The organism is Ruegeria sp. SATB027 (assembly GCF_059613825.1).
The window spans coordinates 191,346-207,563 of record NZ_JBXWTH010000017.1; the positions used below are offsets into that span (position 1 = coordinate 191,346).

Genomic DNA, 16,218 nt, shown 5'->3' on the forward strand with positions numbered 1-16,218 from the left:
TCGATTGAAACGGCATAGGCGAGGGTGAGTGCCAGCAACCTGCCGCAAATCGAAAACACTGTGGTGGGTTCGTTTATTCAGAAAAACCTTAAGAATCAAGAAACCGCGCCAGATAAGTGGCGCGGTTTTGCACATTGGAACGTGGCGCGGACCTATTTCTCGGGGATCAGACCCCTTGGGCTGAATCTGAGAACAATCAACAGGATCAGGCCCATCGTGAACAGGCGCATATGTGCGGCACTATCAATAAGATGTGCCTTCAGCGCGCTGCCATCCGGCAAGCCTGCAGTGATAACACTCATCAACCACAAGCCAATCGGTTCGACCTGAACCCACAAGAACCATATCAGGAACGCACCCAAAACGGCCCCGAAGTTGTTGCCCGAACCGCCAACGATCACCATGACCCAAACCAGGAAGGTAAAGCGCAGCGGATTGTAGGTGCCCGGCGTCAGCTGTCCGTCCAGAGTGGTCATCATCGCGCCTGCGATGCCGCAAATGGCCGACCCTAATACGAAAATCTGCAAGTGGCGACGGGTGACGTCCTTGCCCATCGCTTCGGCTGCAACTTCATTGTCGCGGATTGCGCGCATCATACGGCCCCACGGGCTTTTCAGCGCCATTTGCGCCATCCAGAGCAGCACCAGAAGAACCAGCATGAACAGCAGAGAATACCCAAGCTTCACCGAGAGGGTGGATGCAGTGACCGGATCCAGCCCCAGCCATTCGGCGCGGGCAAGAAAAGCCGGATCTTGCTGCAAGTCAACTTCATACCCGACAACCGGGGAGGGACGCGGGATGCCATAGACGTTCTTCACGCCGCGGGCCAGCCAGTCCTCGTTCTTCATGACGGCGATGATAATCTCGGCGATACCCAGCGTGGCAATCGCCAAATAATCTGACCGCAGCCCTAGCGCGGTTTTGCCAATCAGCCACGCCGCCCCGGCAGCCAGCAGACCTCCGGCAGGCCAGGCCAGCAGAACGGGCAGGTTCAGTCCACCGATGTTTCCGGCAATCGCCGGGTCAATGGCCTCGACCGCGGCAACATTGGGGTCGAACACGGCCCGGTAGAGGAAGAAGCCGACGATAAGGACAGTGATTATTGTGAGCGTCTGCACCCGGCCTTTGGGCAGTCTTGTTGCCACCAGTACGGCTGCAACAACGGTGGCAGCCCCCAGTAGCAAGGACAGAACGATACCAAAACCGCCGGCGCCCCAAGCACCCGGAGTAGGCTCTGTCGAAACCAGAACCACGGCCAGACCGCCCAGCGCGACGAAGCCCATGACCCCTACGTTAAACAGGCCCGCAAAGCCCCATTGCAGGTTCACACCGATCGCCATGATGGCAGAGATCAGCCCCATGTTCAGGATCAGAACGGCAGTGTTCCAGCTTTGCGTGAAACCGGTCAGCAAAATGAGACTGCCAACAGCAATGAAAAGCAGAGTGTTTTTGACAGATTCGGTCATACTGCTTTTCCCTTGAACAGGCCCGTGGGCTTAAACAGAAGCACGATCAGCAGGATGACAAAGCTGACAGCGAATTTGTAATCGGTGGACAGGAGCTGGACCAATCCGGACGGCTCCAGGCTTTCGGGGGCCACATAGGTCAGAACTTTTTTCCAGGCATAGGTGATCGTCACCTCGGAAAACGCGATGATGAACCCGCCTGCAATTGCGCCCAGTGGGTTACCAAGGCCACCCACGATGGCCGAAGCGAAAATCGGCAGCAGAAGCTGGAAATAGACGAAGGGTTTAAAGCTTTTGTCCAACCCGTATAGAACACCCGCTGTGGTCGCCAAGGCGGCTACGATGATCCAGGTGATCATCACAACACGTTCAGGGTTGATGCCGGACAAAAGCGCCAGATCCTCGTTGTCGGAATAGGCGCGCATCGATTTCCCGGTTCGTGTTTTATTGAGGAACCAGAACAACAAGGCCACGGCAATAACGGCCACTATCAGTGTAATCCCTTGCGAGGTCTTGATAGCCAGCCCCTCCTGAAGGCCCGTCATGGATTTGAAATCCCGCGCGGATATCAGGAATCTTGCACCGTCCGAAAACTTTTGGTCATCCGGCCCGATGATAAAGCGCACCAAACCGTTCATGATGAACATTACACCCATTGATACGATCACAAGGATAACCGGCTTGGCCTTTTGTTCACGGTAAAAGCGGTAGACCAGCCTGTCCGTGACCAACACCAGCAGGATGCAGCCAAGGATGGCAAAGGGCAGGGCGAGCAGGGCAGTCGGCAACGGCCCAAAGCTGACACCAGCGGCCTGTAAGCCCCAAGTGACAAGCACAGCGATCATCGCCCCAAAGGCCATGGTGTCACCATGGGCAAAGTTCGAAAACCGCAGGATGCCGTAGATCAGGGTCACGCCTAGCGCTCCCAATGCCAGCTGGCTGCCATAGGCAATCGCAGGCACGATGACAAAGTTGGCCAGTGTGACCAACGCGTTCAGTAAATCCATGAATTCTTCTCACTGTCCGGGTGCGGCTTTATGGCATGTGTACCATTGGTAATTCAACACACGGCTATGGTTTTCAACGAATTGGACGAACGTTTTTTGCCTGGGTAACGCGGAACCAGAAAGGCTTGTGAGATTCCGAGAACCAAACCCGCAGGTGAAGCCGCGCGACTTTTGAGGTCAGCGTGGCCACCCGGCAGTATTGCTTGGATGCAAAGTCACGCCTGAACGTCTTGGCATTTGCCGAAATCCTCGTCGGCATGGGGACCTTTGACAGACAGATCATAGGACATGTCGTCAAGTTGAACCACCAGCGTCATCACGTTCTGACCTTCGATATACATGAACGTCATGCTGCCCACGCCTTTGAGGATCACAGCATCGCCTGCGGCTATTGGGGTTTCAATGCTACCTTTGTCACCGTCCGCGGCACGGCTAAGGCGGATTTCGCTGCCGTCGCGGTCGGAGGTGCACAATAGGTGGCGTTCTTCGGCTACTGCCTGAGTGGCCGAAAATAGGGCAAGCGGCAAAGCGATCCAGAGTTTCATAGTCTGCGGGTCCTTGTCTTCGATTTTGCATTCGCCTTCGAACTGTCGAGCCATTGGTTCAGTAATATGGCCCGACCGGCGTGGATGGCCCGCCTAAAGCTCCATTATGTCACAAATTGAACTTAAGCGTGTTTTTTGCCCTTTGAGTAACGCGTGAAAATAACCGATTTGGTCTCGTGAAAGAGCCATTAAAACAAGTAAATAACAGTCATGTTTAACGTCCTCAAATTCAACGCACCATTATCCTGACATATTGAAAACACAATCAGACATAGGTTGAGCGATTCAGGTTCAAAGTGACCCGCGCCGAGCCGTTCTGTCTGCCAATCTAGGGCCCCAGATTGTTTTTGTCTCAAGCTGAGCGCACACCACCTCACCTGGCCTCAAGTTCCGGTGAAATGGCTGGGTCAGGTCTATGATACGAAAGGGTTTTTCCTAAGTTCACTTCGTTGAGCTGCGGAAGATGTGATTGTCGAGCGCAGCCAGGACCGAAATATAAGGCTGATCTCGCGAGCGTAATAGCGCGCGAAGGCAGGCATAAGTAACCGAAGGAAGAAACTCATGAGATTTACCGCGCTGATCACGGCTGGCCTGTTGATGCCCACATTCGTTCAAGCTGCAATCGACGACCCGCTGAATGGCGCGGATTTTGTCGTCAATTGCCTCTCCGACAAAAACGGGGGATCGGTGACTCTGGCGCGGTCGGGTGAGACGGACAAGGGGTTCATCGTGGCCGAAAACATCAAGGGCGAGGCGCAGATTATTCCCGGTCTGAACTCGCTCACCTTCCTGCATATCATGGATCAGAACGTGGTGACCTTTGTGGTGGATTTCGATAACCTGCACTATGACATGTCGGTCAAAGGCCCACATGCCGCGAATGACTCTGGATATTGTAGCAATCCGGCGGGGTGAGAATTAGGAAGGCGGTTGCACTTGGTTATGCAGTGATTTTCTGCACTGTTTTCCTTGAAGCAACGTGTTTCTGCGAACCCACTGCTAGAATGAGGAGGACGGTGCGCACCAAAAGGGAGTTTGCGCTCCGTCTCATCCTCAACCGCCCAAGAAACTCTTCCGCACTTCCGGATCGGCCAGCAATTCCTTGCCCGTACCGGTATAGGCGTTTCGCCCCTGAACCAGCACATATCCCTTATCGGCAATCTCCAGCGCCTGGCGGGCGTTTTGTTCAACCATCAGGATCGGCAGGCCGGTGCGTGCGACCTCGATGATGCGGTCAAAAAGCTCATCCATCACGATGGGTGAGACACCTGCGGTGGGCTCGTCCAGCATCAGGACCTTGGGTTGCGTCATCAGCGCGCGACCCACGGCAACCTGTTGGCGCTGACCGCCGGACAGTTCGCCGGCAGGTTGGTTGCGTTTGTCACGCAGAATTGGGAACAGATCATAGACCTGCTCCATTGTGTCCGAGAAATCGTCGTGCCGGATAAAGGCACCCATTTCCAGATTTTCCTCGACAGTCATCGAGGTGAAAATGTTCGATGTCTGAGGAACAAAGCCCATACCGCGGATTACGCGGTCTTGTGGGGTGAGGCTGGTGATATCCTCGCCATCCAGGCGTACAGAGCCGGCGCGCACATCCAGCATCCCAAACACGGCCTTCATCGCCGTTGACTTGCCCGCGCCATTGGGGCCGACGATAACGGCGATCTCACCCTTGTCCACGGCAATGGTGCAGTCGTGCAGGATGTCCGGGCCTTTGCCATAACCGCCGGTCATGGTGTCGCCGATCAGAAACGGGCCGCCTTCAACGCGATGAGTCGTCCCGCTTTTACGATGGGCAGGCGTCATTGTTCCGATACCTTGCGTGTTGGTAATCGATGCGTCCTTGTTGCCCTTGTCGTCCTGATAGGGGTTGTCGCTCATGCCAGCGGTCATGTCTGGGCCTCCAGCTTGTCTTTGTTTTTGAGGCCGGTGCCAAGATAGGCTTCGATCACGTGCTCGTTTGCCTTAATCTCATCCAGAGTACCCTCGGCCAAAACCTTGCCCTCGGCCATGCAGATGACCGGGTCGCAGATCTTGCCGATGAAATCCATGTCGTGCTCGATGACAACAAACGTATAACCACGCTCTTTGTTCAGGCGCAGGATCGTATCAGCGATGGTCATCAGCAGGGTGCGGTTCACGCCTGCTCCGACCTCGTCCAGAAATACGATCTTGGCGTCCACCATCATGGTACGACCAAGTTCCAGCAGTTTCTTTTGACCGCCCGAAACCTGACCGGCCTTGTGATCGGCCAGATGTTCGATGGTCAGAAACTCCAGCACCTCGTCTGCCTTGGCTTTCAACGCGCGCTCTTCATCAGCGATGCGCTTGCGTCCGAACCAGGTATTCCACAGCGCCTCACCCGATTGCGCACCGGGCACCATCATCAGGTTTTCGCGGCAGGTCATCGACGAAAACTCATGCGCGATCTGGAACGTGCGCAGCAATCCCTTGTGAAACAGTTCGTGCGGGGGCAGGCCGGTGATATCTTCACCATCCATAACCACCTTGCCGCTGGTCGGAGGCAAAACACCGGCGATCACGTTGAACAGAGTGGTTTTTCCGGCCCCGTTGGGCCCGATCAGGCCGGTGATCGACCCTTTTTGGATTTCCAGCGACGCCCCGTCCACCGCGTGAAATCCGCCGAAATGCTTATGCACGTCCTCGACGACGATCATGGTATCCCCTTGCCTTGTCCCCGTGAAACGAGGTGCAGCCTTTTGTCATTGAAACAGCCCGGACACAAGGCCCGGGCTGTCTGATTTTATAGCTTGATATGCGGGATCAACGGAAGTTGACGGTCTTGTTTTCGCCGTCGGTCACTTCGATCTCGCGGTACGACCCTGCGCTTTCGCCGGGGCCGATCAACTCGACACCGGACGCGCCGACATAGTCGATGTCCTGACCGGCGGCCAGCAGTTCCAGACCTTTGGCCAGTTCACCCGGATAGATCTTTTCACCCGGCGCATTGGCGACGTCCATAACTTTGCCCGCGTAATCTGCCGGGTTGGTCGAACCGGCGGCTTGCATGGCGAACATGAACAGCGCTGCCGCATCATAGGATTCGGGCGAATAGGGCGAAGAACCGTCAAATCCGGCTGCTTCGGCCAGTGCAAAGTACTTTTCGGCACCTTCTCCACCGGACCCGGCGATCTGACCGAACGAGCCATTCAGGTCGGGGCCGACATTTGCGGGCAGCGAGTCACCGATCATGCCACCGGGCAGACCAAAGGTGTCAAACGCACCGCTGTCCAGCGACGACTGGATGATGCCCAGACCACCCTGGTCCAGATAACCCGCGACAACCAGAATGTCGCCACCGGCCGAGGCCAGCGCGCCAACTTCAGCCGAATAGTCGGCTTTGCCGTCTTCATGCGCCGTAACGATGGTCACTTCACCGCCAACCGCTTCGAAGGACGTCTGGATCGCATCGGCCAGACCTTTGCCATAGTCGTTGTTGGTATAGGTCAGCGCGATCGAGTTGATGCCGCGATCCTTGAGGATATCAGCCATAACCTGACCTTCGCGCGCATCCGACGGTGCGGTGCGGAAGAACAGGCCGTTGTCCTCCATGGTCGACAGGCCGGGCGAGGTCGCCGAAGGCGAGATCATGACCATGCCGTTTGGAATGGCAACGTTTTGCAGAATCGCGCCGGTAACACCCGAACAGTCGCCGCCGATGATGCCTGCAACGCCGTCAGCGATCATACGCTCGCCGTTCGAGGTGGACAGACCATTGTCGATACAGCCGGTATCAGCACGTACACCAGCCACGCTGGCGCCGTTCATGAACTTGCCGGATTCGTTGACTTCGGCGATTGCCAGCTCAGCACCCGACCCCATGGCAGGGGCCAGCGATTCAATCGGGCCGGTAAAGCCGATCAAAATCCCCAGTTTGACATCTTCGGCCATGGCTGCGCCGGCCAGCAATGCAGTTGCTGCAGTTGCAGTAAGCAGCTTTTTCATATGGTTACTCCCAGTTGTGAACGTATTCGTTCTGGCGACGACCCTAGGCAAGCTGTTCGGAAAAGAAAAGTCCTAACGCAAACGTGTCTTTTTCGGTTGAAAATCTATCTGTTTTGTTGGGGCTCACCCCTGATTGTTATCGAAAGGGATCAGAATGTTCAGGACGGCGATGATTCTGTCTTTCTCACTCTGCGCCTGGAATGCCGCAGCCCAGACGTTGTCGGTTTCCACCGGGATGATCGAACTGGAAGAAATGATCGGCGGGCTGGAGACCCCATGGGCGGTTGGCATTTTGCCCGATGAAAGTTTCCTCGTCACGGAACGGGCTGGAAGGTTGCTGTATGTGCGAAATGGACAAGTTGGGGATGTTTCAGGCGTTCCAAAGGTTGCGGCTTTGGGGCAGGGCGGATTGCTGGACGTCACGATTTCGCGCAATTTCAATCAAAGCCGAGAGATCTTTCTGACCTTCGCAAAACCTCAGGGCGACGGTGCAGGGACTGCGGTTGCGGTTGCGCGCCTGTCCGAGACTGGCAAAAGCCTTCAGAACTTCCGAGTAATTTTCGAGGCATCGCCCGGTGGTACGGGTGGTCGGCATTTTGGCAGTCGTGTGGTCGAAGCGCTGGACGGGACATTGTTCGTGACCCTCGGTGACCGTGGGCAGGCGGAGAATGCACAGGATCGGTCCAATCCCATGGGCTCGGTCATCCGTATCAACCGCGATGGGACGGTTCCGGCAGATAACCCCTTTGTCGGGCAATCGAATATCGAACCCGAAATATGGTCATACGGTCATCGAAATCCACAGGGCGCGGATTTGGACGCGCGTGGCCGACTTTGGACCTCGGAACACGGGGCGCGGGGTGGAGATGAAATCAACCAACCCCGCGCAGGCCGGAATTATGGTTGGCCTCTCATCTCCTATGGTACGCATTATTCAGGTGAAAAAATCGGGGAAGGTACATCGAAAGAGGGGCTGGAACAGCCAGCTCACTACTGGGATCCTTCCATCGCGCCGTCCGGCCTGCTGGTTTATTCCGGCAAGCTCTGGCCGCAATGGGCAGGTGATATTTTCGTAGGATCGTTGAAATTTGACTATATCGCCCGACTTCAGGGCGATCCAATGCATGAGGCCGAACAGATCAGAAGCCCTGAAACCGAGCGTGTCCGCGATATCGTCGAAGCGCCAGACGGGTCGATCTGGTTTATTTCGGTTGGGAAGGGGGCCGTTTACAGAATATCTCCGGCGGAGTGACCTTACACCGATAGCCGCCCGCTTTGCGCTCCGCGTTCGCGATAGGGTGTGGTGTTGTAATGCGCGCGGTAGCATTTTGAAAAATGGCTGGGCGAAGCGAACCCACAGGCCAGCGCTACGTTGATGACGCTCATATCCGTTTGCATCAGCAGGTTCCGCGCCTTGTGCAAGCGAAGTTCCATATAGTACCGCTTGGGCGAGCGGCTGAGATAGCGCCGGAACAGACGCTCAAGCTGGCGGGTCGACATGCCGACTTCCTTGGCCAGAATCGAAGGTGAGATCGGCTCTTCTATGTTCTTTTCCATCATCAGGATGACCTGACTCAGCTTGGGGTGACGTACGCCAATCCGTGTCGGTGTAGATAGGCGCTGCGTGTCCTGATCTGTCCGGATTGACGAATAGATCATCTGATCCGCCACCGCATTTGCTAGGTCTTCGCCGAAATCGTCTGCAATCAATTTGAGCATCAGGTCGATAGACGAGGTCCCTCCAGCCGTCGTCATACGACCGCCGTCAATCTGAAAGACAGCTTTCGTCAACTCGACCTCATCGAATTCTTCGATGAAACTGTCTGAGTTTTCCCAATGTATCGTGGCGCGCTTGTTGTCTAGCAGACCCGCCTTGGCCAAGGTATAAGCAGCCGTGCACAGACCGCCGATCCGCAATCCGCGCCGTGCCTCGCGCCGCAACCAGTTCAGAATGCGTTTGGTGGTCGCGGCTTGTACGTCAACGCCCCCGCAAATCAGAACGACATCGTCGCGTTGCAGTTCGTCCAGGTCACGATCCAGTTTGAATTCGGTTCCGGCCGAACATGAAATCGAATCTCCGCCTTCACCTGAAAGCGTCCATGTATAAAGTTGTTTGTCGGCCATGCGGTTTGCGATGCGCAGACTGTCGAGCGCCGACGCAAAAGACAGCAGCGAAAACTTGTCCAGCAGGACAAAAACGAAATGGCGGGGTGTGGCCCCAGCATTTTCCACCGTGACTGCTTGGCGTTGCACTTGCATGACAAAATGTCCTTAATTCTGCGCGGGAAAACCTGGTATCCGGCGACGTATTTGGCAGTCACCATGATCAAAGCTTGTTTGCGGCGTCAAGAGGCGCAAATGGGATATGGTCACTCTTCATTGCTTTTTGTATAGAGGCGACCTGAACACTTCAGCGGAGATCAAAGCTATGACCGAATGGCAAAAGTCGAACTGGCGCAACAAGCCCCGGGTTCAGATGCCAGAGTATACCGACGCGGCCGCATTGGCCAAGGTCGAGGCCCAGCTTTCGCAGTATCCCCCGCTGGTCTTTGCCGGTGAAGCGCGGCGCCTCAAGCAACATCTTGGTGCCGCCGGTCGCGGCGAGGCCTTCCTGCTTCAGGGCGGGGATTGTGCTGAAAGCTTTGAACAATTCAGCGCCGATGCGATCCGTGACACCTTCAAGGTGATGCTGCAAATGGCGATGGTTCTGACCTATGGTGCCAAGGTGCCTGTGATAAAGGTCGGTCGCATGGCCGGTCAATTTGCAAAGCCGCGCAGCGCCCCGACCGAGGTTGTGGATGGTATAGAACTGCCCAGCTACCGGGGTGACATCATCAACGAACTGGCGTTCACGCCCGAAGCGCGGATTCCGAATCCCGGAAAGATGTTGCAGGCCTACACGCAGGCGGCGGCCACGTTGAACCTGCTGCGTGCCTTCTCAACCGGTGGCTTCGCCGACATGAGCCGTGTTCATTCGTGGACGCTGGGCTTTACCGACGAACAGGACGTTCAGAAGTATTCCGAAGTTGCGGACCGCATTCAAGACACCATCGACTTCATGGGAGCGGCTGGTATCACGGCAGACACGACGCACGAATTCTCGACTGTTGAATTCTACACCAGTCACGAAGGTCTGTTACTGGAATATGAAGAGGCGCTGACTCGTCTGGATTCGACCTCGGGCAACTGGCTGGCCGGGTCTGGCCACATGATCTGGATCGGCGACCGTACACGCCAGCCTGACGGCGCACATGTCGAGTTCTGTCGTGGCGTTCTGAACCCGATCGGTTTGAAATGTGGTCCGACAACGACGGCAGAAGACCTCAAGGTTCTCATGTCGAAGCTGAACCCTGAAAATGAAGAGGGCCGCCTGACCCTGATCGCGCGCTTTGGTGCAGGCAAGGCGGGTGAACACCTTCCGCGTCTGGTCAAGGCCGTGAAGGAAGAAGGCGCTAAGGTTACTTGGGTCTGCGACCCGATGCACGGCAATACGATCAAATCGGCCACGGGTTACAAAACCCGCCCGTTCGATTCTGTCCTGCGTGAGGTGCGCGATTTCTTTGGTGTGCATCAATCCGAGGGCACGATCCCTGGCGGTGTCCATTTCGAGATGACCGGTCTCGACGTTACCGAATGCACCGGTGGTGTGCGGGCCGTGACCGAAGAGGATCTGTCGGATCGTTACCACACCGCCTGCGACCCGCGCCTGAACGCGTCTCAGTCGCTGGAACTGGCGTTCCTTGTGGCGGAAGAACTGACCAACCTACGCCGTAACGGATCAAAACGCGCCGCAAGTTAAGCGTGCGAAAAGATGGAAAAACAGCGGGCCAACGGTCCGCTGTTTTTTTGTTCCGGGTGTTCAAACTGGTTCAGTCATCGCGCGACACGACCAGACGAAGGTGTTTGGCCGCGCGTTTGAAATCCGTTTGGTCTTCGGCGAAACCGTCAACGGTTTGAGGCATAGCAGGAACTGGCGCCTGAACTTCCGAAAACGATTTGATCCGCGTATCCGTAATCGAAAATCTGCGTGGGGTTTTACCAATCGCACCATCCGCAACCATGACGCCCAGAACCCGGCTGACGTCGCCCAGATCGCTTTTGAGCGGCAAAAGGATCATGCAGGCCTGCATCCTGGTACGTCCCAGTATCCCGCTCGAATCCAGCCCCAGTTCGGCAACGGCGGGTGCTGCGAATACCTGCTCCAGAACGTCCTTAAGACTGGCGCGGTCATCAGGTTGAAAAAAGGCCGTCACAGGCATGCCGCGAACCTCCATCCCGGCAAGCGCGTTCAAGTGGCTTCCGGCAAGGCGAAACCGGGCCAGTCCGGGCGCGATCCGTTCAAGAATGAAAGTATATTCAAGTATGTTTTCCAGTCCACGCGGGTCGACCTGAGACCGCATCGGAACACCGTCACCGCTCAGCAATGCAGTCCAATACGCCTCGGCCTGGCGGATCGGCGTAAGGCTGCGCCCACTGTCAAAGCGATCCATTGCGACGATCTTTCCAAATTCTGACCCGGAACCAGTCCCGAAAAAGGTTTTCATTTTCTTCACCCTTACGTCAATTGGCCGCCATTTTCATAAAATGCAACACAACCGGAGCATTTGTGGCCTGCAAGCCATTACCAGGGGTAGTTTGACTCGGGTTTATTCAATTTTGGAGCAATTCTTTAACGAATGGTTAACTTACGCCAAACAAATGCGGCCTCAGCAAACTCTTGCTCTGCACCGGCCAATCGCATTAGGTGCGGCACACATCCAATTGGGTGAGGTCACAGGAAAGGACAGGCATGATCAGATCCATGACCGGGTTTGCCTCGGGGAAGGGGGAATACGGACCGCACAGCTGGACGTGGGAGTTGCGCAGTGTTAACGGCAAAGGCCTTGATATGCGCCTGCGCGTCCCTGATTGGCTGACCGGGCTTGAGGTGGCCCTTCGGGCCGCGCTGTCAAAATCCCTGAGCCGAGGGAATGTGACCCTTTCAATGCGTCTGACCCGCGAGGACTCTGCCTCGGAACTGGCATTGAACGAGGTCGCTATGGCCGCTGCCCTGAGCGCGTTGGAACAAACACACAAGATGGCAGCTTCGCGCGGTATCGCTCTGGAACCGGCGCGCGCCTCGGACCTATTGGCACTGAAAGGCATGTTGGATGCAACCGCAGATGCGGATGATCCCGCGCCGCTGGTGGTGCGCCTGACCGAAGATTTCAACGACCTGTTGGCCGCTTTTGTCGAAATGCGCCGGGCCGAGGGCGAAGCGTTGGCTGCCGTGCTGAACACTCAGTTGGACCAAGTTGCGGCGCTGACAGCTCAGGCAGCTGATCTGGCCGTGCATCGTAAGGACAAGATGGCCGCGACATTGCGGGACAATCTGGCGCACGTACTGGACAACGCGCAGGGCGCGGACCCGGATCGCGTCGCGCAGGAACTGGCATTGATCGCGGTCAAAGCCGACATTACCGAAGAGATTGACCGCCTGTCTGCACATGTCGTCGCAGCAAGAGAGCTGCTTGGGCAAGAAGGGGCTGTCGGACGCAAACTTGATTTCCTGATGCAGGAATTCAACCGCGAAACCAACACGCTGTGTTCCAAGGCTCAGAGTACGGAACTGACGGCTGTCGGGCTGGAATTGAAGGCGGTGATCGATCAGATGCGCGAACAAGTGCAAAACGTAGAATAATGATGGGAACGACTGATATGGCGGATCGCCGAGGCCTTTTAATCATCCTGTCTTCCCCGTCCGGGGCAGGCAAATCCACCCTAGCAAAGCGGCTGATGGACTGGGACAAGGACCTTGAGTTTTCGGTCTCGGCCACAACCCGCGCCCCGCGTCCGGGAGAAGAACATGGGCGGGATTACTATTTTCTTTCAGAGGACGAGTTCAAGCAGAAGGTCTCCAATGGCCAGATGCTGGAACATGCGCATGTTTTCGGCAATTTCTACGGCTCACCCGCTGATCCGGTGCGTAGCTCGATTCACGCGGGCAAGGACGTTCTGTTCGACGTGGACTGGCAAGGCGAGGTGCAGATTCGCAATTCGGACTTGGGTAAACACGCGCTGTCGATCTTCATCCTGCCGCCGTCGATCCCTGAACTGCGCCGCCGTCTGGAATCGCGTGGACAGGATAGCGATGAAGTTATCGCAAGGCGGATGCTCAAAAGCTGGGACGAGATCAGCCACTGGGGCTATTACGATTATGTCCTGATCAATGACGATCTTGAGGCGACCGAGAAGAAGCTGAAGACCATCGTCAGCGCCGAACGGATGCGCCGTATTCAACAGCCAAATCTGCAACAGCACGTGCGCAAACTTCAAAACGAATTCGAGGAGCTGTCATGACGATCTACGCGTTAGGCGAGCACATGCCGGATATTCACGAGGACACGTGGGTTGCGCCCGATGCCAACCTAATCGGCAAGGTCGTGCTGGAACAGGGCGCCTCGGTTTGGTTCGGCTGCACGATACGCGCAGATCACGAGGAAATCCGCGTTGGTGCAGGCAGCAACGTTCAGGAAAACTGCGTCATGCATATCGATGCCGGGTATCCTTTGTCGATCGGTTCGAATTGCACCATCGGACACAAAGTGATGCTGCACGGGTGTACGATCGGAGAAAATACTCTGATCGGAATGGGCGCGATTGTTCTGAATGGTGCCCGGATCGGCCGGAATTGCCTGATCGGGGCAGGGGCCCTGATCACGGAAGGCAAGGAGATTCCGGATAATTCCCTTGTGATGGGGGCTCCGGGCAAAGTGGTGCGCCAGCTGGACGAGGTCGCAGCAAAACGGATTACCCTAAGCGCGCTGCACTATCAGGAAAACATGCGCAGGTTTCGTGACACCCTGAGAGCTGCTCAATAAGGCGCGTGGATTGATCGGGGTTTGAAGCATGTCAGATGACCTTCTTGATGGATTTGTCCAGGCCATCCCTATGCCCGCGCTGATGGTGGATCAGACCGAACGAATCGTTGCCGCCAATACGGATGCGAAAACCCTTTTGGGGCAGAATATCGTAGGGCGGCATTTTGCGACCATCCTGCGGCAGCCACAGGTTCTTGAAGCAATTGAACAAAGCCTTCAATCGAAGGGAACCAAGACGGCACGTCATCTTTCCAATGATGGTGCACAGGACACAACATTTGATGTGCAATGCCGGTATATGAACGGGGTCGGAGCCGTGTCGGGCGGGGCCGTTCTGACCACTTTTCAAGATGTCACGCATCTGGAGCAGGCAAGTCAGATGCGCCGCGACTTTGTTGCCAATGTCAGTCACGAATTGCGGACGCCTTTGACGGCACTGATGGGCTTCATTGAAACCCTGCGCGGCCCTGCACGCAACGATCCGGCTGCGCGTGACCGGTTCCTGCAAATCATGGCTGATGAAGCCAACAGGATGAACCGGCTGGTTGGCGATCTTTTGTCCCTGAACCGCGTGGAAAGCGAAGAAAGAGTACGCCCAAATCAACAGCTGGAGCTGACAGGGCTGCTGCAATCCACCCTGAACTCGTTGCGCCCCCTGGCGGAAGAGGCGGGTGTGACGCTAACGCTTGACGCACAGGACGGCCCACTTTCCGTGACCGGAGACAGCGATCAGTTACGGCAGGTATTCACCAACCTGATCGAAAACGGAATCAAATACGGTGCCAGCGGTGGCAGCGTCACAGTCAGCGTTCTGTCATCAGAGCGTGACGCGGCGATGCGTGGACCTGGGGTGCGGGTGAAGGTCATCGACAAGGGGCCAGGAATTGATTCCGTGCATCTGCCACGTCTGACCGAGCGATTCTATCGCGCCGACAATCACAGATCCCGGCAGTTGGGTGGAACGGGGCTGGGGCTGGCCATCGTCAAGCACATCGTCAATCGCCACCGCGGACGGTTGCGCGTGGAAAGTGAGTTGGGAAAAGGTTCCGTGTTTACGGTCATCTTACCACGGTAGCCCTTCCCGCATTACCACCCTACGAAATCTTCCTCGTTACGATTTTTTGACCCGAAATCTCAGGATATTCGAGAGTTGTCATAAAAGCGTTACACACTTGTCACAAAAGGCTTACGCACGGCCCCTAGGGGTGCACGCAGGATCATCATGGGGGTGATCAATCATACCTTTTCAAGGAGACTGAAATGTCCTTTGTGAAACTGTCGGCTTCTGCGCTGGCAATCGCCGCCGTCTCGGCAACCACCGCCGCTGCCCGTGACAACGTTCAGGTTGCCGGTTCGTCGACCGTTCTGCCATATGCCTCGATCGTTGCGGAACTGTTTGGTGAGAACACCGACTTCCCGACCCCGGTTGTTGAATCGGGCGGTTCGTCAGCTGGTCTGAAGCGTTTCTGTGAGGGTGTTGGTGAAAACACCATCGACATTGCAAACGCATCGCGCGCGATCCGTGAAAAAGAAATCAAAGCCTGCGCCGAAAACGGTGTGACTGACATCATGGAAGTCCGCATCGGTTATGATGGTATCGTTTTTGCAAGCCAGCAGACCGGTCCTGCCTTCACCGCTTTTGAACCTACCGACATCTTTAACGCTTTGGGCGCAAAAGTTTTGAAAGACGGCGAAGTGGTTGATAATCCTTACACCACCTGGGCCGAATTCAACTCTGAACTGCCTGATGTAGAAATCGCGGGCTTTATTCCGGGCACCAAACACGGCACCCGTGAAGTGTTCGAAGAAAAAGTTCTGCTGATCGGTTGTGAAGCGACCGGCGCGCTGGAAGCCATGATTGCTGGCGGTATGAGCGAAGACGACGCAGAAGATGCATGTCTGGCCGTTCGTACCGACGGGAAAGCGGTCGACATCGATGGTGACTACACCGAAACGCTGGCGCGTATCGACACCAACCCCAATGGCATCGGCATCTTCGGCCTGGCGTTCTACGAGAACAACACCGACAAGCTGAAAGTGGCCACCATGTCGGGTATCGCTCCTTCGACCGAAACCATCTCGACCGGTGAATATCCGGTTTCGCGCCCGCTGTTCTTCTACGTGAAGAAAGCCCATATCGGCGTGATTCCCGGCCTGAAAGAATACGCCCAGTTCTTTACCCACGACGAAATCGCAGGTGCTTCGGGTCCTCTGGCAAATTATGGTCTGGTTGCGGACCCTGAGCTGGCAAAGACTCAGGATGCAATCGCCAACGAAGTAACCATGGGTTCGGGCAGCTAATCCGGCCTTTGGTTCGAAATACCGGGGGCGGCATTCCTGTCGCCCCCACATTTATTAGCTTTCCCGGCCA

16 protein-coding genes are annotated in these 16,218 nt (G+C 56.1%); 8 read left to right on the forward strand and 8 right to left on the reverse strand.

Going from position 1 to position 16,218, the window contains the following annotated elements:
• Positions 1–152 precede the first annotated feature (152 nt).
• From AC2FPW_RS02885 to AC2FPW_RS02895, 3 genes are all read right to left on the reverse strand, one after another.
• The gene (locus AC2FPW_RS02885) at positions 153–1,466 is read right to left on the reverse strand and encodes a branched-chain amino acid ABC transporter permease (RefSeq protein WP_480564747.1); all 1,314 of its coding nucleotides are present in this window, start codon (positions 1,464–1,466) and stop codon (positions 153–155) included.
• Complete coding sequence (locus AC2FPW_RS02890; protein ID WP_496812500.1) at positions 1,463–2,473, reverse strand: branched-chain amino acid ABC transporter permease; 1,011 nt, start codon at positions 2,471–2,473, stop codon at positions 1,463–1,465. The genes AC2FPW_RS02885 and AC2FPW_RS02890 overlap by 4 nt, the downstream gene beginning before the upstream one ends.
• 215 nt (positions 2,474–2,688) lie before the next feature.
• Positions 2,689–3,018 (reverse strand): hypothetical protein, encoded by a 330-nt coding sequence (locus AC2FPW_RS02895; protein WP_480564750.1) that lies wholly within the window; start codon positions 3,016–3,018, stop codon positions 2,689–2,691.
• A gap of 561 nt (positions 3,019–3,579) precedes the next feature.
• Between AC2FPW_RS02895 and AC2FPW_RS02900 the strand changes: the two genes are divergently transcribed.
• Positions 3,580–3,933 carry a hypothetical protein gene (locus AC2FPW_RS02900; protein ID WP_496812501.1) on the forward strand — a complete coding sequence of 118 codons (354 nt, stop codon included), beginning with the start codon at positions 3,580–3,582 and terminating at the stop codon, positions 3,931–3,933.
• A gap of 138 nt (positions 3,934–4,071) precedes the next feature.
• Here AC2FPW_RS02900 and AC2FPW_RS02905 read toward each other — a convergent pair whose 3' ends face one another.
• The 3 genes from AC2FPW_RS02905 to AC2FPW_RS02915 all read right to left on the reverse strand — a co-directional run bounded on the left by AC2FPW_RS02905 (position 4,072) and on the right by AC2FPW_RS02915 (position 6,987).
• Complete coding sequence (locus AC2FPW_RS02905) at positions 4,072–4,902, reverse strand: ABC transporter ATP-binding protein (RefSeq protein ID WP_267366696.1); 831 nt, start codon at positions 4,900–4,902, stop codon at positions 4,072–4,074.
• Between the two features lie 8 nt (positions 4,903–4,910).
• Positions 4,911–5,699 (reverse strand): ABC transporter ATP-binding protein, encoded by a 789-nt coding sequence (locus tag AC2FPW_RS02910; RefSeq protein WP_209596275.1) that lies wholly within the window; start codon positions 5,697–5,699, stop codon positions 4,911–4,913.
• A 106-nt stretch (positions 5,700–5,805) separates the two neighbouring features.
• Positions 5,806–6,987: an ABC transporter substrate-binding protein gene (locus tag AC2FPW_RS02915; protein ID WP_209503916.1), complete on the reverse strand. Its 1,182-nt coding sequence runs from the start codon at positions 6,985–6,987 to the stop codon at positions 5,806–5,808.
• Positions 6,988–7,141: 154 nt separating this feature from the next.
• Here AC2FPW_RS02915 and AC2FPW_RS02920 point away from each other — a divergent pair, with 154 nt between their 5' ends.
• Positions 7,142–8,239, forward strand: a complete 1,098-nt coding sequence (locus tag AC2FPW_RS02920) for a PQQ-dependent sugar dehydrogenase (protein WP_496812502.1) — start codon at positions 7,142–7,144, stop codon at positions 8,237–8,239.
• Positions 8,240–8,241: 2 nt separating this feature from the next.
• On the opposite strand, the gene AC2FPW_RS02925 is transcribed toward AC2FPW_RS02920, so the two are convergent.
• The gene (locus AC2FPW_RS02925; RefSeq protein WP_267365697.1) at positions 8,242–9,246 is read right to left on the reverse strand and encodes a GlxA family transcriptional regulator; all 1,005 of its coding nucleotides are present in this window, start codon (positions 9,244–9,246) and stop codon (positions 8,242–8,244) included.
• Between the two features lie 169 nt (positions 9,247–9,415).
• Here AC2FPW_RS02925 and AC2FPW_RS02930 point away from each other — a divergent pair, with 169 nt between their 5' ends.
• Positions 9,416–10,786, forward strand: coding sequence for a class II 3-deoxy-7-phosphoheptulonate synthase (locus AC2FPW_RS02930; protein WP_496812503.1), 1,371 nt, complete (start codon positions 9,416–9,418; stop codon positions 10,784–10,786).
• A gap of 70 nt (positions 10,787–10,856) precedes the next feature.
• On the opposite strand, the gene AC2FPW_RS02935 is transcribed toward AC2FPW_RS02930, so the two are convergent.
• Positions 10,857–11,531: a PAS domain-containing protein gene (locus AC2FPW_RS02935; RefSeq protein ID WP_496812504.1), complete on the reverse strand. Its 675-nt coding sequence runs from the start codon at positions 11,529–11,531 to the stop codon at positions 10,857–10,859.
• A gap of 245 nt (positions 11,532–11,776) precedes the next feature.
• On the opposite strand from AC2FPW_RS02935, the gene AC2FPW_RS02940 reads away from it, so the two are divergent.
• The 5 genes from AC2FPW_RS02940 to AC2FPW_RS02960 all read left to right on the forward strand — a co-directional run bounded on the left by AC2FPW_RS02940 (position 11,777) and on the right by AC2FPW_RS02960 (position 16,148).
• Entirely contained in the window at positions 11,777–12,667 is an 891-nt protein-coding gene (locus tag AC2FPW_RS02940) for a YicC/YloC family endoribonuclease (protein WP_496812505.1), read from the forward strand.
• Between the two features lie 17 nt (positions 12,668–12,684).
• On the forward strand, positions 12,685–13,326 hold the full coding sequence (gmk, locus tag AC2FPW_RS02945) for a guanylate kinase (RefSeq protein WP_496812506.1): 642 nt from the start codon (positions 12,685–12,687) through the stop codon (positions 13,324–13,326).
• Positions 13,323–13,847 carry a gamma carbonic anhydrase family protein gene (locus tag AC2FPW_RS02950; RefSeq protein WP_480919556.1) on the forward strand — a complete coding sequence of 175 codons (525 nt, stop codon included), beginning with the start codon at positions 13,323–13,325 and terminating at the stop codon, positions 13,845–13,847. The genes gmk and AC2FPW_RS02950 overlap by 4 nt, the downstream gene beginning before the upstream one ends.
• Before the next feature lie 28 nt (positions 13,848–13,875).
• A complete protein-coding gene (locus AC2FPW_RS02955; RefSeq protein WP_480772696.1) occupies positions 13,876–14,922 on the forward strand; it encodes an ATP-binding protein in 1,047 nt (348 codons plus the stop codon).
• A 185-nt stretch (positions 14,923–15,107) separates the two neighbouring features.
• A complete protein-coding gene (locus AC2FPW_RS02960; protein WP_496812507.1) occupies positions 15,108–16,148 on the forward strand; it encodes a substrate-binding domain-containing protein in 1,041 nt (346 codons plus the stop codon).
• Positions 16,149–16,218 lie beyond the last annotated feature (70 nt).